This is a genomic window from Marinoscillum sp., assembly GCF_965229915.1.
GTDB lineage: Bacteria > Bacteroidota > Bacteroidia > Cytophagales > Cyclobacteriaceae > Marinoscillum.
The window spans coordinates 3,854,248-3,871,493 of sequence record NZ_CBDDJZ010000001.1; the positions used below are offsets into that span (position 1 = coordinate 3,854,248).

The 17,246-nt window shown below is 43.4% G+C and carries 9 protein-coding genes and 1 pseudogene; 7 read left to right on the forward strand and 3 right to left on the reverse strand.

The window, feature by feature from the left end:
• Positions 1 to 43 precede the first annotated feature (43 nt).
• The gene (locus ACO067_RS16580) at positions 44 to 1,291 is read left to right on the forward strand and encodes a CHASE2 domain-containing protein (RefSeq protein WP_421876022.1); all 1,248 of its coding nucleotides are present in this window, start codon (positions 44 to 46) and stop codon (positions 1,289 to 1,291) included.
• Positions 1,292 to 1,325: 34 nt separating this feature from the next.
• Positions 1,326 to 2,252 carry a hypothetical protein gene (locus tag ACO067_RS16585; protein ID WP_421876024.1) on the forward strand — a complete coding sequence of 309 codons (927 nt, stop codon included), beginning with the start codon at positions 1,326 to 1,328 and terminating at the stop codon, positions 2,250 to 2,252.
• Positions 2,253 to 2,330: 78 nt separating this feature from the next.
• Here the strand turns inward: ACO067_RS16585 and scpA are convergent.
• Positions 2,331 to 4,769: pseudogene (gene scpA, locus ACO067_RS16590) on the reverse strand (methylmalonyl-CoA mutase); the annotation flags it as partial.
• Positions 4,770 to 5,578: 809 nt separating this feature from the next.
• Here scpA and dnaA point away from each other — a divergent pair.
• A complete protein-coding gene (gene dnaA, locus ACO067_RS16595) occupies positions 5,579 to 6,985 on the forward strand; it encodes a chromosomal replication initiator protein DnaA (RefSeq protein ID WP_421876026.1) in 1,407 nt (468 codons plus the stop codon).
• Here the strand turns inward: dnaA and ACO067_RS16600 are convergent.
• Positions 6,982 to 8,445, reverse strand: a complete 1,464-nt coding sequence (locus tag ACO067_RS16600) for a trypsin-like peptidase domain-containing protein (RefSeq protein WP_421876028.1) — start codon at positions 8,443 to 8,445, stop codon at positions 6,982 to 6,984. The two genes, dnaA and ACO067_RS16600, sit on opposite strands and share 4 nt — an antisense overlap.
• Positions 8,446 to 8,610: 165 nt before the next feature.
• Here ACO067_RS16600 and ACO067_RS16605 point away from each other — a divergent pair, with 165 nt between their 5' ends.
• Genes ACO067_RS16605 through rseP form a run of 3 tightly spaced genes read left to right on the forward strand, consistent with a single transcriptional unit; the run spans position 8,611 to position 12,609 of the window.
• Entirely contained in the window at positions 8,611 to 10,107 is a 1,497-nt protein-coding gene (locus tag ACO067_RS16605) for a GH3 auxin-responsive promoter family protein (RefSeq protein ID WP_421876030.1), read from the forward strand.
• 27 nt (positions 10,108 to 10,134) lie between these two features.
• The gene (locus ACO067_RS16610; RefSeq protein ID WP_421876032.1) at positions 10,135 to 11,292 is read left to right on the forward strand and encodes a 1-deoxy-D-xylulose-5-phosphate reductoisomerase; all 1,158 of its coding nucleotides are present in this window, start codon (positions 10,135 to 10,137) and stop codon (positions 11,290 to 11,292) included.
• Positions 11,293 to 12,609: an RIP metalloprotease RseP gene (gene rseP, locus ACO067_RS16615; RefSeq protein ID WP_421876034.1), complete on the forward strand. Its 1,317-nt coding sequence runs from the start codon at positions 11,293 to 11,295 to the stop codon at positions 12,607 to 12,609.
• A 20-nt stretch (positions 12,610 to 12,629) separates the two neighbouring features.
• Here rseP and ACO067_RS16620 read toward each other — a convergent pair whose 3' ends face one another.
• Positions 12,630 to 14,609 (reverse strand): OmpA family protein, encoded by a 1,980-nt coding sequence (locus ACO067_RS16620; RefSeq protein ID WP_421876036.1) that lies wholly within the window; start codon positions 14,607 to 14,609, stop codon positions 12,630 to 12,632.
• A 169-nt stretch (positions 14,610 to 14,778) separates the two neighbouring features.
• On the opposite strand from ACO067_RS16620, the gene lon reads away from it, so the two are divergent.
• On the forward strand, positions 14,779 to 17,244 hold the full coding sequence (gene lon / locus ACO067_RS16625) for an endopeptidase La (RefSeq protein ID WP_421876038.1): 2,466 nt from the start codon (positions 14,779 to 14,781) through the stop codon (positions 17,242 to 17,244).
• The last annotated feature ends 2 nt before the right edge of the window (positions 17,245 to 17,246 follow it).

The window sequence follows — 17,246 nt, forward strand, 5'->3', positions numbered from 1 at the left end:
GTAAAGTAAAATCTTTTTAATCACCCGCTAACACTAAAAACACATGTTTAGAAAATTCTGGCTTGATGTCATATTAGGTACAGCATTCATATTTGGCTTGATGGGACTGTTCAACAGTGTCACAGCCTTTAAGATCTTTGACGTATTTGACCCTATTGGAGAAGCTTTCGGTGACATGGAAATGACCGATATCGTGTTTTCTCAGCTTCGGGATGACCCTGTGGCAGAAGAACGAGTAGTGTTGGTCAACCTGAGTAACCTTCAGCGCGGCGAGATTGGAATGATGCTGCAAATCATCAGTAAATACAATCCTGCCTGTATCGGTATTGACTCCTTTTTCTATGATCCCAAGGAAGATACTCTTGGTGACATGATGCTGATGGAAGGTCTGGCAAGTGTTGATAACCTAATACTGGCTGAAAAACTCCTTCCGGATCCTGAAGACCCATCAAATGATACCATTCTGTATTCATGGGAGCCGTTCAATCAATTTGCTGCAAGTAATGCTTTTGTAAATCTGATTACGGATGCAGAGGTGCAGGAAGAGTTGAAAATGTGTCGTGAGTTTAATCCTACTTTTGATATCAAAGGTGATCAGCGACTGGCATTTGCCGTTCAGATGGCGGCTGCTTACGATTCCGCGGCTGCTGCGGATTTCATTGCAAGAAACAATGAAGTGGAAATCATCAACTATCGAGGGAACGTACTCGATTATGGTGCAACCAAATTTGGCAATAAATATTATGCCCTGGATGTGCCGGATGTATTTAATGAGAATTTCGTGCCGGACATGATCGAAGGCAAAATTGTTATGTTTTGCTATCTCGGTAAGTTCCTGGGAGACCGAGAGTCTCTGGAAGATAAGTTTTATACGCCATTGAATGAAAAGTACATCGGAAGAGCATTCCCAGACATGTATGGAGGAGTGGTTCATGCCAACATCATCACGATGATCCTGAATAGAGATTATATCAACGTGATGAGCGAGTATGCAGGAATTATTTTCGCGATTGTGCTGTGTTTTTTGAATGTGGCACTGTTTTCGCTGATCTATAAAAAGATACCTAAATGGTATGATGGAATCACCAAACTCTTCCAATTGACAGAAATTGCCATTTTGGTCTATGGGGTTATTTACGTATTGGAGCTTTACAGCTTCAAAGCTGACATTGCTCTAGCTACTTTTGCTGTAGGATTAGCTGGAGATTCATTAGAAGTTTACTACGGCGTAGTGAAAAACGCATTTACAAAAGAAGGGAGAAAATCTCTTTTTAAAGTTGATAAATTATAACTTTACAACACATTTACACAAACGCTTAATGATTATGAGAAAGTTTATTTCTTATGCTTTAGTTGCAGGTATGATACTAGTGAGTGGTGTGGTTTCTGCACAGGACTATGCATTCAGAGTATTGGCAAACAAAGGTGAAAACCAATTGAAGAAAGCAGGAAGCGCTCAGGCTGAAACGTTAAAGACTGGTGCTAAACTGAATTCTGGAGACGAAATCATTGCATCGGAAGGTGCATATATTGGTTTGATGCACAAGACTGGTAAGACCACCGAAATAAGAGGTGCGGGTACCAAGAAGATATCAGACATAGAGAAAAACATCAGCACAGGAAGCTCAAGTATTGCTAGTCGGTATGCTCAGTTCGTCATGAATAAGATGAACGAGGAAGAGAATACTGACTACAGATCAAGATTGAATGCCACTGGAGCTGTTTCGAGAGCTACTGGTTCAGCGGCTATCAATGTGATGGCACCATCTCAGGCTGATCTTTTAGGAAGCACTGCCATCCTTAGATGGGATGCTCCCGAGGGAATGGAAGAAGGAGATCTTTACATCGTGAAAATTGAAAACATTTTCAACGAGGTGATCTACTCTGAGGAGACTGCTAAAACATCTGTTGAGTTAGATTTTGCAGACGAGGCTCTTGCTTATGACATGGGTCTTTACCTGGTAAAAATCTACAAGAAAGGTGACGAGGAAATTGCTTCAAGCGAAATTGGAATCAAAAAAGTGAAGTCTAGTGACAAAGTGGAAGTGCAAGAAAGTCTTGCTAATCTGAAGAGTGAAGTTTCAGAAGACTCGCCACTAAACAAAATCATCTACGCTTCATTCTATGAAGAAAATGGATTGATCCTGGATGCATTGACCAAATACGAGGAAGCGATCAAGATGTCTCCTGAAATCGAGGATTTCCAGGAACTGTATCAAAACTTCCTGATCAAAAACGGTCTTGCAGAATAAACGTTGATAATAGCATTAAAATGAAAAACCCTGACAAAGCAAGCTTTGTCAGGGTTTTTTTATGCTTTTTCTTTTCTGCTATACCCCAATCAGTTTCTCTAAAATACTGATCGCTGCCTTAGCGATGACTGTACCAGGGCCAAAGATAAACGAGACCCCCTTATCATTCAGGAATTGATGATCGTTTTCCGGAATGATCCCTCCGGCAATTACCATAATATCTGATCGACCAAGCTTTTTAAGTTCACTTATCAGTTCTGGAACCAATGTTTTATGGCCACCAGCCAGTGATGATGCCCCCACGATGTGAACGTCATTTTCAGTTGCTTGAATGGCAACTTCTTCGGGTGTTTGAAACAATGGCCCGATATCAACATCAAATCCAAGATCGGCAAATGCTGTCGCTATTACTTTTGCACCACGGTCGTGTCCGTCCTGTCCCATTTTAGCTACGAGAATCCTCGGCCTGCGTCCTTCTAGCTCTTCGAATTGGTCAGATAAGGCTCTGGCTTTCTTGAAATGATCGTCTTGTTTGATTTCAGATGAGTACACGCCTGAGATGGTTTGGTTTTTTGCTTGATACCGCCCAAATACCTGCTCCATTGCATCGGAAATTTCACCAAGAGTGGCTCGGTTTCTAGCTGCATCTACGGCTAAATCTAGTAAATTTCCCTGGCCTGTTGCGCATGCTTCAGTTATAGCCTTCAGACTTTGATTCACCATATCTGCATTTCTTGAAGCTTTGATCTGGTCAAGCCTGGCAATTTGCTTGGTACGCACTTCATTATTGTCCACTTCTAAAAGCTCTATCTCCACTTTCTCCTCATATTCATATCGGTTTACCCCTACAATTACCTCTTTACCAGAGTCGATCTTCGCTTGTTTTCTGGCAGCCGCTTCTTCGATTTTCATTTTGGGATAACCAGATTCGATAGCCTTGGCCATACCACCCATGTTTTCTACTTCCTGAATGATCTCCCAGGCCTCATTGATGAGCTGAGCAGTTCTGCGCTCCACCTCTTCAGATCCACCCCACGGGTCTACGATTTGGGTGATGTTAATTTCGTTTTGAAGGTATTTCTGTGTCTCTCTAGCTATTGCAGCCGAGTAGTCAGTAGGGAGTGCAATTGCCTCATCCAGTGCATTGGTATGCAAAGATTGGGTATGGCCAAATGCGGCAGCCAATGCTTCAATTGCTGTTCGACCCACGTTATTGTAAGGATCCTGCGCAGTTAGACTATAGCCAGATGTTTGGCTATGTGTTCTAAGTGCCATGGATTTGGTGTTTTCCGGATTGAACTGTTTGACCAACTTGGCCCATAGAATCCTGCCAGCCCGCATTTTAGCAATTTCGGTGAAGAAGTCCATTCCAATCCCCCAAAAGAACGAAAGTCTTGGGGCAAAGGAGTCAATTGGAATACCTGCTTCCAAACCCGTTTTGATGTACTCTACACCATCTGCTAGCGTAAATGCCAACTCTAGTGCAGCTGTGGCGCCTGCTTCATGCATATGGTAACCGCTGATACTAATCGAGTTGAACCTTGGCATGTTCTGGGAGGTGTAGCGGAAAATGTCCGCTATGATCCGCATGGAAGGTTTTGGTGGGTAGATGTAGGTGTTGCGCACCATAAACTCCTTCAAAATGTCATTTTGGATCGTTCCGGTAAGTTGTTCTGGTGAGACGCCTTGCTCTTCCGCTGCAACTATATAAAAAGCCATGATAGGAATCACGGCTCCATTCATGGTCATGGAAACTGACATCTGTTCCAGCGGTATTTGATCAAAAAGGATCTTCATATCCTCCACAGAGTCAATGGCCACACCTGCTTTGCCAACATCGCCTGACACACGCGGGTGATCACTATCATACCCTCTATGAGTAGCTAAGTCAAATGCTACGGACAATCCCTTCTGTCCAGCAGCCAAATTTCTGCGGTAAAACGCATTGGACTCCTCTGCGGTAGAAAATCCCGCATATTGACGGATAGTCCAGGGCCTCACGGCGTACATGGTGGCATAGGGTCCTCTTAAATAGGGAGGGACACCTGCTGCGTAGCCCAAATGGGGGAAGTCAGATGCTGGATCAGCAACCAAATTTGTGTTGAATACCTCGGAGTAACTTTTGCCAAGTGTAACCTCACCCAGTTGGTTCCATACCATTTGAGCGAGTTTATCAGTCAGTACATCCACAAAATAGGATCCGTTGGCGGCAGTTTGTATAGACGTGAGTTTGGATTCATGTCTGATGAGGTTGCCAATGTTTCGACTGATTCTATGAGCCCCATGCGCTGCCCAGGATGCCTCGCCTGGGTGAAACGAAATGCTATCTACGCCAGCGATGATTGCTGCCAAACCGGAGGTAGTCTGTCTCAGTAGGTGGTCACCTTCGTTAGTGCCCGGTAGAGGTTCACCATGAATGCTTACGCGATAGTCTTGATTGTGAAGTTTAGCCAGACCTTTGGAGAGTAGTTGGATCACTCTGATTTTGGCCAGTTCATGAAAAAAATCAGCACCAATTGGGAGGATCAACGTACAGAAGAAACCATTCTGTGCGGCCGTGTTCACAGCCTCACTGACTTGATCAAGCAGACCTTTGTTATTAATGTAGAAGGCGTTGGTGAAGTCTTTGCTATCTGATACCACATTTAGACCAAAACCCCGAATGGTATCTTTTAATTGAAAACTGGAAGCCTCATTGTCAAAAGCGATGTGGCAATGTTCTGGCTCGATTCCATCTAATAATACACCTACACTATTCTGATCAATTTGCCCTTTGAAGAATACACCGGTGCATCCGCTCATTAGGGCATGTTTAGCGTGTTCGTTAGCTTCTTTTGGATGTTGTATCAGCACCCGCTCATACTGAGTCCATTCGCCTGGTGTAGGATCAGCAAGCCATTGCGAGATATAACCCGTGTTAGCTGAGTTAGAGGAATCGTAGTATGCCAGCAGATCTAGTCCCTGTACGGATGACCACTTTAATGCTTGATTGGGGTCTTCACCTTTGAGTAATTTTTTAGCAGCTTCTTCCCACTCAGAGTAGGGGGTAAGTGAGAATTCTGTAAAATTGGGGTTGTTGTTTTTCATGATAAGCAAATTTACAAATCATGCTTCAGCAGGAGTGAAAATTCGCTTGAAAAAATCTGTTTGTATTTTTCGAAGAAAAAAACTGGCAAACCCCTCATTTTTTAGAGAATAAAAGGATTATAAAAAGTCAAGGGTAAAAGTCATTTTTTTCTTAAATAATTTATCCACAATTTTGATGTCCCCCTCTTCTGAAAGGGTATCTTTTTTGGTCTAATTTCCAAATAAAATATAAATCGCCGATGCATGTAGAAACATGGGAAAAATGCCTCCTGTTCATCAAGGAGCGCATTCCTGCTCAGAGTTTTTCAACCTGGTTTGAGCCTATTCAACCTGTGAAACTTCACAACGAAGTGTTAACGATACAGGTGCCGAGCCAATTTTTTTATGAATGGTTGGAGGAAAACTACGTGCATTTACTTAAGCAGGCTATAAAGTCTCAAATAGGTGAAAATGGCAGATTGGAATATTCTGTTGTGGTTGACAGAGGTGATGACACTGTACAACCCACTACGGTTAATGTTTCGGGTGGTAGCAATAGCCACAACAAGAATCGGGTGAATGGCTATGATGCCTATAAAAATCCTGATTTTTATCAGGAGCTTAAGAATAATTCTAACCTGAATTCTTCTTACCGTTTCGAAAATTTCATAGAAGGTGATTGTAATAGATTGGCACGTTCGGCTGGTTTTGCAGTTGCTCAAAAACCAGGGATTACCTCCTTCAATCCATTGATGTTTTACGGTGGTGTAGGACTCGGCAAAACACACCTGGTCCAAGCGATCGGGAATGAGATTATTTCTACAGATAAGACCAAAAAGATCATTTATGTAGCTTCGGAGAAATTTACCAATCAATTCATTGAGGCACTTAGAAATAACAACCTCCAGGATTTTATCAACTACTATAAAGAAGTAGATGTATTGATTTTGGATGATGTACAGTTCCTCCGAGAGAAGGAGAAGACTCAAGAAATCTTCTTCCACATCTTCAATCACTTGCACCAGGGAGGCAAACAGATCATCATGACCTCTGACTGTGCTCCAAAAGACTTGAAAGGTTTGCAGGAACGACTGGTTTCACGATTCAAATGGGGATTGACTGCTGATCTGCAGGCTCCTGATTTTGAGACCAGAATGGCTATCATCCAGACCAAAATGCAAGCCGATGGAATCAGCATACCAGATGAGGTGATCGAATACATTGCCTATACAGTGGATACCAATATCCGCGAGCTCGAAGGGGTGGTTATCTCATTGATAGCTCATGCATCGCTCGCTAAATCTCAAATTGATCTGGAGCTGGCTAAGCAGATTCTGAAGAATATTGTTACTGATATTGATTCGGAAGTGGGTATAGACTATATTCAGAAGACAGTCTCTGATTACTTCAAAGTAAATCAGGATGATTTAAAGGCAAAGACCAGAAAGAAGGAAATTGTCATTGCTCGTCAGGTAGCTATGTACTTCTCAAAAGACTACACCAATCACAGTTTGAAATCGATTGGTTATCACTTCGGAGGTAGAGATCACTCTACCGTGATTCACGCGGTACAGTCCGTCAATGACATGATTGATACCAATGCAAAATTTAGATTTGCCATTGACGAACTGAAGAAAAAGTTAAAAATCCGTACGGCGGTTGCTTAAAATCGGTACGGATAGTAGACTTTTCTCCCACGCTTGTCTATCCCTGCTATAATGACTCGTCCTTGAATACGCTCGAGAATGTCCGCAAATTCTTTTGGTGATTCAATGGGAGTGTTGTTAATATTGGTGACGATGAAGCCCTCGGGTATACCGAGTTCTGCGAACGGTCCGGTTCGTTTGTAATCAACCACTTTGATGCCGTTTCGAATGCCCAAAAGGTCACGCTCTACTTTAGATACCGCCTCAAATCGAGCTCCGAGCCACTCGGAAGAGTAAATGGCCCGTTTGATGATTCCTGTGCCACCTTCTCTGTTCGTTAGTGTCAGTTTCTTCTGAATCGTTTTGCCATCACGTTCCACGGCCAAGTTGAGTTCGTCTCCAGGATAGAGGTTACCAATGTACTCTTCCAGATATGCCTTACTATCGATTGGTTTACCATTGATGGTGCGTATCACGTCTCCTTTTTCCAGATTACTCTTAGCCGCTGCACCATCTCGCTGCACATTGGCTACTATAACACCTGACAGGTTCTGGAGCTCCATTTTATCCGCTAACTCACTATTGATGTCAATGAACTCAGCTCCGGTAAAGGCTTTCTGTACCTCCCCATAGCGCTTGATGTCTTCATAGACTTTTTTCACAATGTTGGATGGCACCGCAAATCCATAACCGGCATACGTGCCAGTTCTAGAGAGAATCGCCGTATTGATGCCAACCAGCTTACCTTCCGTGTTTACAAGAGCACCGCCACTGTTTCCCGGGTTGATTGCAGCATCTGTCTGAATGAAGGACTCAATGGGAAATTTGTCTTTCAGAATGTTGATATTCCTTCCTTTGGCGCTGACTATACCTGCCGTTACGGTGGAGGTCAGGTTAAACGGGTTACCCACAGCTAGTACCCATTCGCCCACATTGACAGACTCTGAGTTGCCAAATGCAATCGGGGGTAATCCACTTACATTGACTTTGATGACCGCCAGGTCAGTACTAGGATCTGTACCAATTAATTCTGCGTCATAAGTTCGTTTTCCGTGTACAACCTGAATTCTGTCGGCATTGTCAATCACGTGGTTATTGGTGACTATGTATCCGTCTTCGGACAAAATAACACCTGATCCGCTACCGATTTGTTGTGAATTGCGTGGTTCGAAAAACCAATCCAACCAGCTGCCGGTCCTATACTCATATTCACTAAGAGTCTGAATGAATACCACACTCGACTGACTCCTGTTGGATGCCAATACAAAATCTTCACTAGCTGATAAATCCGGGAGGGTTCTCTTGGTGAGCTGGGGTGTGAATCCAGGTATCTCTGGATGTTCATTATTAATTGCTACCAACTCACTATCGGTCTCTGGAACCAATTTTTCACGCTGGATTAATTGTACAGTAAAATAGCTGGCAATTAGTGCTGAAAACAGGCTGGTGCCGAATATTAGTAATAAGGCTGATCTTTTCATAAGTTAATCTTCATTGGAATAAATGAAATTCACCATCTTATTATATGTGAAACAAGGAAAAATGTTATGTTAAATAGTGTAAAAAATTAAACCTCAAATACCAATTTGGGTTTGTTAGGAATTAGAGGTGTCATTTCGTTATTTTGAGCCCACACAAAAACGTTTATGGGATTTAGGTCAGTTCTAAGTAAACCGTTCGCAGCTTACATCAACAAGCAAACTCAAAAGTGGGCAGCTGATGCAAGTGGCTACCAACAGAAGGTATTTCAAGACATTGTTTCCAAAGCTTCTACTACCAGTTTTGGAATAGATCACGGTTTCGCTGACATTAAAACTTACGAGGATTTCAAAAGGCAGGTACCCATTAGGGATTATGAGGAGTTATCTCCTTACGTAAAAAAAATCTTAAACGGTGAATCAGATGTGCTTTGGCCAGGTAAACCGGCCTATTTTGCCAAAACATCTGGTACTACCAGCGGTACTAAATACATTCCTATTACAAAGGAGTCCATACCTAATCACATCAATAGCGCACGCAATGCACTGTTAGCCTATGTGCATGAAACGGGGAAGGCTAAATTTTTAGATGGGAAGCTCATCTTTTTGTCAGGTGCACCAACACTCGATCAGAAGGCAGGAGTCCATACCGGAAGATTATCCGGAATAGTTAATCATCATGTGCCGGGGTATTTGCGGACCAACCAAATGCCCAGTTACGAGACCAATTGTATTGAAGATTGGGAGAGGAAGGTGGACACCATTGTAGAAGAAACTTACAATCAGGATATGACACTCATCTCAGGCATTCCTCCCTGGGTGCAGATGTATTTTGATCGACTGGAAGAAAAGACGGGCAAGCCAATAAAAGATATATTCCCGAATTTCGACATGTTCGTTTATGGAGGGGTCAATTTCGAGCCATATAGAGCCAAGTTGTTCGAGACCATCGGCAAGACCATCCCTTCCATTGAAACATACCCGGCATCTGAAGGCTTCATCGCCTATCAGGATTCTCAGATCGAGCCTGGTCTGCTGCTCCTTGCCAACAGTGGAATCTTTTTTGAGTTTATTCCTGCAGATGAATATTTCAATGAAAACCCTACGCGACTCACTATCGATGAGGTGGAGCTTGGAGTGAATTATGCTCTGATCATTAATAGTAACGCCGGGCTTTGGGGGTATTCTATTGGAGATACTGTCAAGTTCATCAGCAAAGATCCCTACCGCTTGCTGGTTTCAGGCAGGATCAAACACTTTATCTCCGCTTTCGGAGAGCATGTGATCGGAGAAGAAGTGGAAAAAGCCATGAAAGCAACCTGTGAGAAGTTTCCGGAGACAGAACTGGTAGAATTCACTGTAGCACCGAATGTCACTCCAAAAGAAGGGTTGCCACTTCATGAATGGTACGTGTCCTTTGCTTCCGAGCCTACAGATATTGCGGCTTTTGAAAAAGAATTAGATTTGCAGCTTCGTGAGCGCAATACCTATTACGATGATTTGATTAGCGGGTCGATTTTGAGGCCTCTGGAAATCATCAAACTCCGCAAAGATGCTTTCATAGAGTACATGAGATCCATTGGCAAACTAGGAGGACAGAATAAAGTTCCCCGACTGTCAAACGACCGGAAAATCGCCGATGAGATCATTCAATTCAAATTATGACAACAACCCAAATACGTTAAATAGTTAATGGAGAAGATCAAGAATATTGCTATTCTGGGATCCACAGGTTCCATTGGTACACAGACACTGGAAGTAGTCGATCGGCACCCGGATCGTTTCGGTGTGGAGGTTCTGACTGCCCAAAACAACTGGGAACTTCTAGTGCAGCAAGCCATCAAGTACCAGCCCAATACGGTGGTCATAGTCAATGAAGATCACTACGACAAAGTATTTAATGCCTTGGATAGTCATGATATCAAAGTCTACGCTGGTGAGAACGCTTTGAGTCACGTGGTGCAAATGGAGGAAGTGGACATGGTTTTAACAGCACTGGTTGGATATTCGGGCTTATTACCAACAGTGAAAGCGATAGAGTGCGGCAAGGACATTGCTCTGGCTAATAAAGAAACGCTGGTGGTTGCTGGAGAATTAATTACTTCATTAGCCGCGGAGCACAAGTCGAATATTCTTCCGGTTGATTCTGAGCATTCGGCCATTTTTCAGTGCATCGTTGGGGAATACGCCAATCCCATTGAGAAGCTAATTTTGACGGCTTCCGGAGGGCCGTTTCGAGGAAAGAAACGAGACGATCTGCTGAAAATCACCAAGGAACAGGCACTCAAACATCCCAACTGGGACATGGGGGCGAAGATTACCATCGATTCTGCTACGTTGATGAACAAGGGGCTGGAGGTGATAGAAGCTAAGTGGCTTTTTGGTACCGATCAGGATCAAATAGAAGTGGTCGTTCACCCACAAAGCATCATACATAGCATGGTGCAGTTTGAGGACGGGTCTATAAAAGCGCAACTCGGATTACCGGATATGCGTTTGCCTATTCAGTATGCAATGACGTTTCCTGAACGATTCAAAGCAGATTATCCAAGATTTGATTTTGCTCAGTATCCCCAGCTGACATTTGAAAAGCCTGATACTGAGACATTTCGTAACTTGCAGCTCGCTTATGATGCCCTCGGCAAAGGAGGCAACCATCCATGCATACTCAATGCAGCGAATGAAATAGCCGTAAGTGAATTTTTAAAGGATAAGATTGGTTTTCTTGAAATATCAGACGTGATTGCAGACTGTTTGGCAAAGGTCTCTTATGTACAAGAACCAAGCCTGGAGGATTTTATTAGTACAGATAAAGAAACACGAATTAAAGCAATAGAATTAATAAAGTAGATGGAAGGATTGATCATGACAGCCCAGTTATTGCTGGGATTATCCATTTTGGTTGGGCTTCACGAGTTGGGGCATTTGTTGGCAGCCAAAGCCTTTGGCATGAGAGTGGAGAAGTATTCTATTGGTTTTCCACCCAAAATATGGGGTAAGCAAATAGGGGAAACCGAATATTCTATTGGAGCTATTCCTCTGGGAGGATTTGTGAAAATTACCGGGATGATTGATGAGTCACTTGACACCAAAACGTTGAGTGCTGAGCCAGAACCTTGGGAGTTCAGAGCCAAACCAGCGTGGCAGCGACTGATTGTGATGCTTGGTGGGATCATCGTCAATGTGATCACCGGAGTAATCATTTTCATCTTGTTGGTTTATGCTAGAGGTGAAAACTATATCTCCAAAGAAGAGCTCAACAAGCACGGAATTGTTGCTTACGACTTGGCTCAGCAGCTGGGATTGCGAACTGGCGACAAAATGATCAACATCAGCGGGAAGGATTTTGAGAAATATAGTGACCTGAGAAGTCCAGATGTACTTTTAAGTACCAATGGATACTACACGGTAGAGCGTAATGGCGAGCTGATTAAAATCCCTATTCCAAATGATCTGATTGATAAATTCTCAGACAAGAATGTAGAGTTTTTCGACTTTAGATATCCATTTGTGATCGGCAAGGTAACCGAGGGGAGCAATGCTGAAAAAGGAGGACTGAAAGATGGAGATAGAATCATGGCCGTCAATGGAAATGAGATTTCTTACTTCGACCAGTTTAGCAGCATGCTGGATACGCTAGCCGGAGCTACAGTAGATGCACTAGTCTTGCGTGAAGGTGATCAGGTCAATCTGAATTTGAAAGTGGCTGAGGATGGCACCCTTGGTTTTCGGGCGGCTTTGGATCAGGAGCGATTGAATTATTCGCATAGGGATTTTACACTTGGCGAAGCAATGGTAGATGGTACTGCACAGGCCTTTAATGTGGTTTTTTACAATATAAAAGCCTTCGGTAAGATGTTTTCAGGTGATGTGTCACCATCCAAGTCATTGTCTGGACCAATCGGTATTGCCCAGTTTTTTGGTGGACAGTGGGACTGGGCCAATTTCTGGAGAATAACTGGACTGCTATCAATGGTGCTGGCATTTATGAATTTGTTGCCTATCCCGGCACTTGATGGAGGTCACGTTATGTTCCTGACCTGGGAGATAGTGACTGGCAGAAAGCCTAGTGACAAGTTCTTGGAGAATGCTCAGAAAGTAGGGATGGTGTTGCTGTTAGGTCTGATGACCTATGCCATCTTCAACGACGTATACAAGCTATTCTAATGATATCTTGGAGGAAGTCATTAGTTGTCTTCCTCCTCTTCTAATTCCTTCTGGTAGCCTTCGCGGTAGATTTCAAACTCTACTCTCCTGTTGATTGCCTTGGCCTCTTCAGAATCCTCAGTAATAATCGGCCGGGTGCTGCCATAACCTTCCCAACTCACACGATTTGGTGCTACTCCGGCAAAATCAACAAAGTAATCTCTAATGTTCTTCGCACGTTCTTTTGAGAGTTGCAAGTTGAAATCACTAGATCCATACGAATCTGTATGTCCAGAAATCTTCAATTTGAAATCCGGATTATCGTACAGGAAGTTTACCACCTTGTTCAAGTCAGCATACATTTCTTTTTTGAGTGAAGATTTTCCATTGTCAAACTCGATGGATTCAAACTTGACCCGGCTAGCCAGTGGCTCGGTCACTTTTTTGAGCTCTTTAGGTCCATTGAGGAAGAAGGCATCTTCAATCCTAAAAAAGTCATCACCTTGGATTACCAGGAGGTAATTGCGCTCATTGATCAGGTCAAACTCAAAGCTGCCATCATCTTTGAGGTATTTGGGAGCTACTTCTATACCTTCATCCAAATCGATAATGGACACAATTCCTTTGAAAGGCTTTCCTGTGAGCGAGTCAGTGAGTGAGCCTGTCACACGAGTAGTAGCTAATGGCTGAGCAGACATTGGGAGCGGAAATGAATAAATGTCTTGCTTGTTCAAATCTCTGGAAATAGATCGGGCGTAGAATAGCAGTTCAGATTTGTTGTCGATCGTAAAGTAGTATTCACTTCCTTTTCCATTTACCAACGGACCAATATTGACAGGTTCAGACCAATAACCCTCCACAAGATGTGATTTGTAGATGTCGTATTCACCAAAGTTGTACAGTTGTCCATTCGAACCGAAATACAAGACGTCATACACTGGATGGTAAAAAGGACTCACGTCATTGTTTCGTGTATTGATCACAGGTCCCATGTTCTGAGCTCGTTGCCAGTTGCCATTTTTATCCTTGTAGGTAAAATAAATGTCCGATAGCCCGAATCCACCGAGCCGGTCAGAGGCAAAGTAGAGTGTGTCCTCCGTGTGGGACAGAGATGGGTGAGAGTCCCAGCTTAGGCTATTGACGTTAGTCCCCAGGTTTTTTAGGTCTCCCCAGGTACTATCTGCAGACAGCCTGGCTGAGAACAAGTCACAGTCACCAAAGCAATCAGAGCAATCGCATCTGGAGAAGTAGATGGTTTGCCCATCTCTGGTCAAAACTGCTGAGCCTTCCTTGTATCGGGAGTTTAGCTGCTCCAGCTCCCTGGCCATGGTCCAGTTTCCATAATCATCCTTAATGCTGAAAAACAGATCTTCATTGAAGGTTCTTCTGATAGACATATCTACCTCATTCCGCTGAGAGGTGAAAATGAGCACATTGTTTTGCACGTTCAGAGAGGGCGCGTAATCTGCCTTGTTGCTATTGATTTCTTTTCCCATATTGAGGAGGACACCACGTGGAGGGCGCAGCGTATCAATCAACTTGCGGTATTCGACCAGCTCATAGTAGTAATCCAGTGGCACGTAGAGATCTGCTTCTTGTTGATTGAGCGAATCATAGTATAGTTCGATTTCCTGAATGTTGATTCCGGTATAATGATGCCTCAGCACGAGTCTATATAAATGCTTAGCTTCCACCGGGTCCCCAAAGAGTTCGGTCAGTTTGGCAAGTCTCCAAATTAGTCTTGTGTCTTTGTAGAAGTTTTGAATGCCAAAATTGGCTACATACTGTTTCAGTTTATCATACAGCTCCTCCCAGTCCCGGGATTGCTCCAGTTTCTGAATTTGTTTGAGCTTATCTGCATCGTAGTAGTCGGCCTTCTTGTTGATATTCTGAAAGTCATAAATATTCAGAATGATGTTTTCCGGCAGGGAGTCAGTATTGATTTTTTGGGTGACAATTCGCTGTGCAGTCAGAGGCTGCAGTAGGAGGATGGTATATACGATGGTGAAAAATATTCGCATTTAGGCTTAGATCATCAAACATGCCGAATCGGCAGTTTTCAATAAATCTGGTTAAAGATAATACCATTTATGGCACAGTCGCTAATTTGGCACAGGGATTGACCATTATATGTTCATTCTTTTGTAAGTTGAATCAAGTGGCTAATTCTGCCATAATGACACGATATATATGTTTGATGACAAATCTAATGACCCCATTCTACTCACTGATTACATCGATGATGAATCTGGAGAGTTAATAGAATTGGTGGCTGAAGATGACGAGGAACCGCTAGGCGACGATGATTTGCCGGCCGAACTCCCCATTTTACCTATTAAAAATACTGTTCTTTTCCCAGGAGTGGTGATTCCAATTACGGTGAGTCGCAATAAATCCATCAAGCTGGTGAAAAAGGCCTATAAAGGTGATCGAATCATTGGAGTAGTTGCACAAAAAAATCACAAGAAGGAAGAGGCTTCTTTCGCAGATTTATACGAAGTGGGTACGGTAGCTCGGATACTCAAGATGTTGGTTTTACCTGATGGTAACACCACTATCATTATACAGGGTAGGCAACGGTTCAGAATGGGTAATCCGGTGCAGGAGGAACCATTCTTAAAAGCAAGTTTCAAGGTGATAGAGGAAGAAGAGAATATCACCGAAGATGAAATGAAGGCTATCACCAGCTCGTTGAAGGAAGCTGCGTACAAAGTGATGAAGCTCAACCCTGAGATCCCGAAGGAAGCTCAGGTGGCGTTGGAAAATATTCAGAGTTATACATTCCTTACCCATTTCCTGTCTTCCAATGTAAATGCGGATGTTTCTGATAAACAGAAACTGCTGGAAACAGATGATCCGAAGAGCCGAGCCGAATTGCTGCTGAAGTACATGCTCAAGGATATCCAAATGCTGGAGCTAAAGCAAGAGATAGCCAGCAAAGTGCACTCTGATATCGATCAGCAGCAGAAAGAATACTTTTTGCGACAGCAGATGAAAGTCTTGCAGGATGAGCTCGGTCAGGATGGACCAGATCAGGAAATCAATGCCCTTCGTCAAAAAGCCAAAGACAAAAAATGGCCAGATGAAGTAAAGCAGCATTTTGTGAAGGAGCTTGATAAGATCAGTCGGATGAATCCAGCTGCAGCCGAGTATCCCGTGGCTATGAGTTATGCTGAACTGCTGGTAGACTTACCATGGCAAGAAGGAACCGAGGATAATTTTGATCTAAAGCACGCTCGCAAAGTTTTGGATCGAGATCATTTCGGTTTGGAAAAAGTTAAAGAGCGGATTCTGGAATATTTAGCAGTTCGGAAACTGAAAAATGATCTGAAAGGGCCAATTCTCTGCTTATATGGACCTCCCGGCGTTGGTAAGACCTCTTTGGGTAAGTCTATTGCTGATGCATTGGGTAGAAAATATGTCCGTATGGCACTCGGTGGGGTGCATGACGAGGCTGAGATCAGAGGTCACCGAAAGACCTATATAGGTGCTATGCCGGGTAAGATCATCCAAAACATCAACAAGGCAAAAAGCTCTAATCCAGTGTTCATTCTCGATGAGATTGATAAGGTCAGCTCAGACTTCAGGGGAGATCCATCCAGTGCTTTGCTGGAGGTATTAGATCCAGAGCAAAACAGCACGTTCAAGGACAATTATCTGGAAGTAGATTATGACCTGTCTAAGGTGCTTTTTATCGCTACCGCCAACTCCCTGGATACCATTCAGCCTCCATTGAGGGACCGAATGGAAATCATTGATATAACTGGCTATACGCTAGAAGAGAAGGTAGAAATTGCCAAGAAGCACTTGATACCGAAACAGCGCGAAGAGCATGGGTTAAAGGCCAAGGACGTATCGTTCGACAAATCTGCCATCACGAAGCTTGTGAACGACTACACCCGTGAATCAGGAGTAAGAAGCCTGGAGCGCAAAGTGGCTGCAGTCATTCGTAATGTGGCCAAATCCATTGCTATGGAAGAGGAATATGAAACGAAGATTACTGCCGAGCAAGTCCGTAAAATTCTTGGAGCTGAAGACTTTGACAAAGAAGCTTACGAGGACAATAAGACTCCTGGAGTGGTCACCGGTTTGGCATGGACGCCTGCAGGAGGAGATATCCTTTTTATCGAAACGAGCTTAAGTAGGGGTAAAGGGAAACTAACCCTTTCTGGTCAGCTGGGTGATGTGATGAAGGAGTCAGCAATGACAGCATTGTCGTATTTGAAAACTCATGCGGCTTCATTGGATATTGACTACCGAGTATTTGAAAATTACGACCTGCATGTTCACGTTCCTGCAGGGGCGATCCCAAAAGATGGTCCAAGTGCCGGGATTACCATGTTAACTTCGCTTGCTTCGGTATACACTCAGCGCCTGGTGAAGAAAAAACTAGCCATGACGGGTGAGATCACCCTTAGAGGAAAAGTGCTTCCTGTGGGTGGTATTAAAGAAAAAATTCTTGCTGCGAGAAGAGCCGGTATTACAGAAATCATCATGTGTGAACGAAATAAAAAGGACATTGAAGAAGTTAATGAGAAGTACATCAAAGGGTTGACCATTCATTTCGTGGCAACTGTTGAGGATGTGCTAGACATTGCTTTACTAACACAGAAGGCGAAAGACCCAATGGAGTTCGTGCTTCCAGAGACCAAATGACC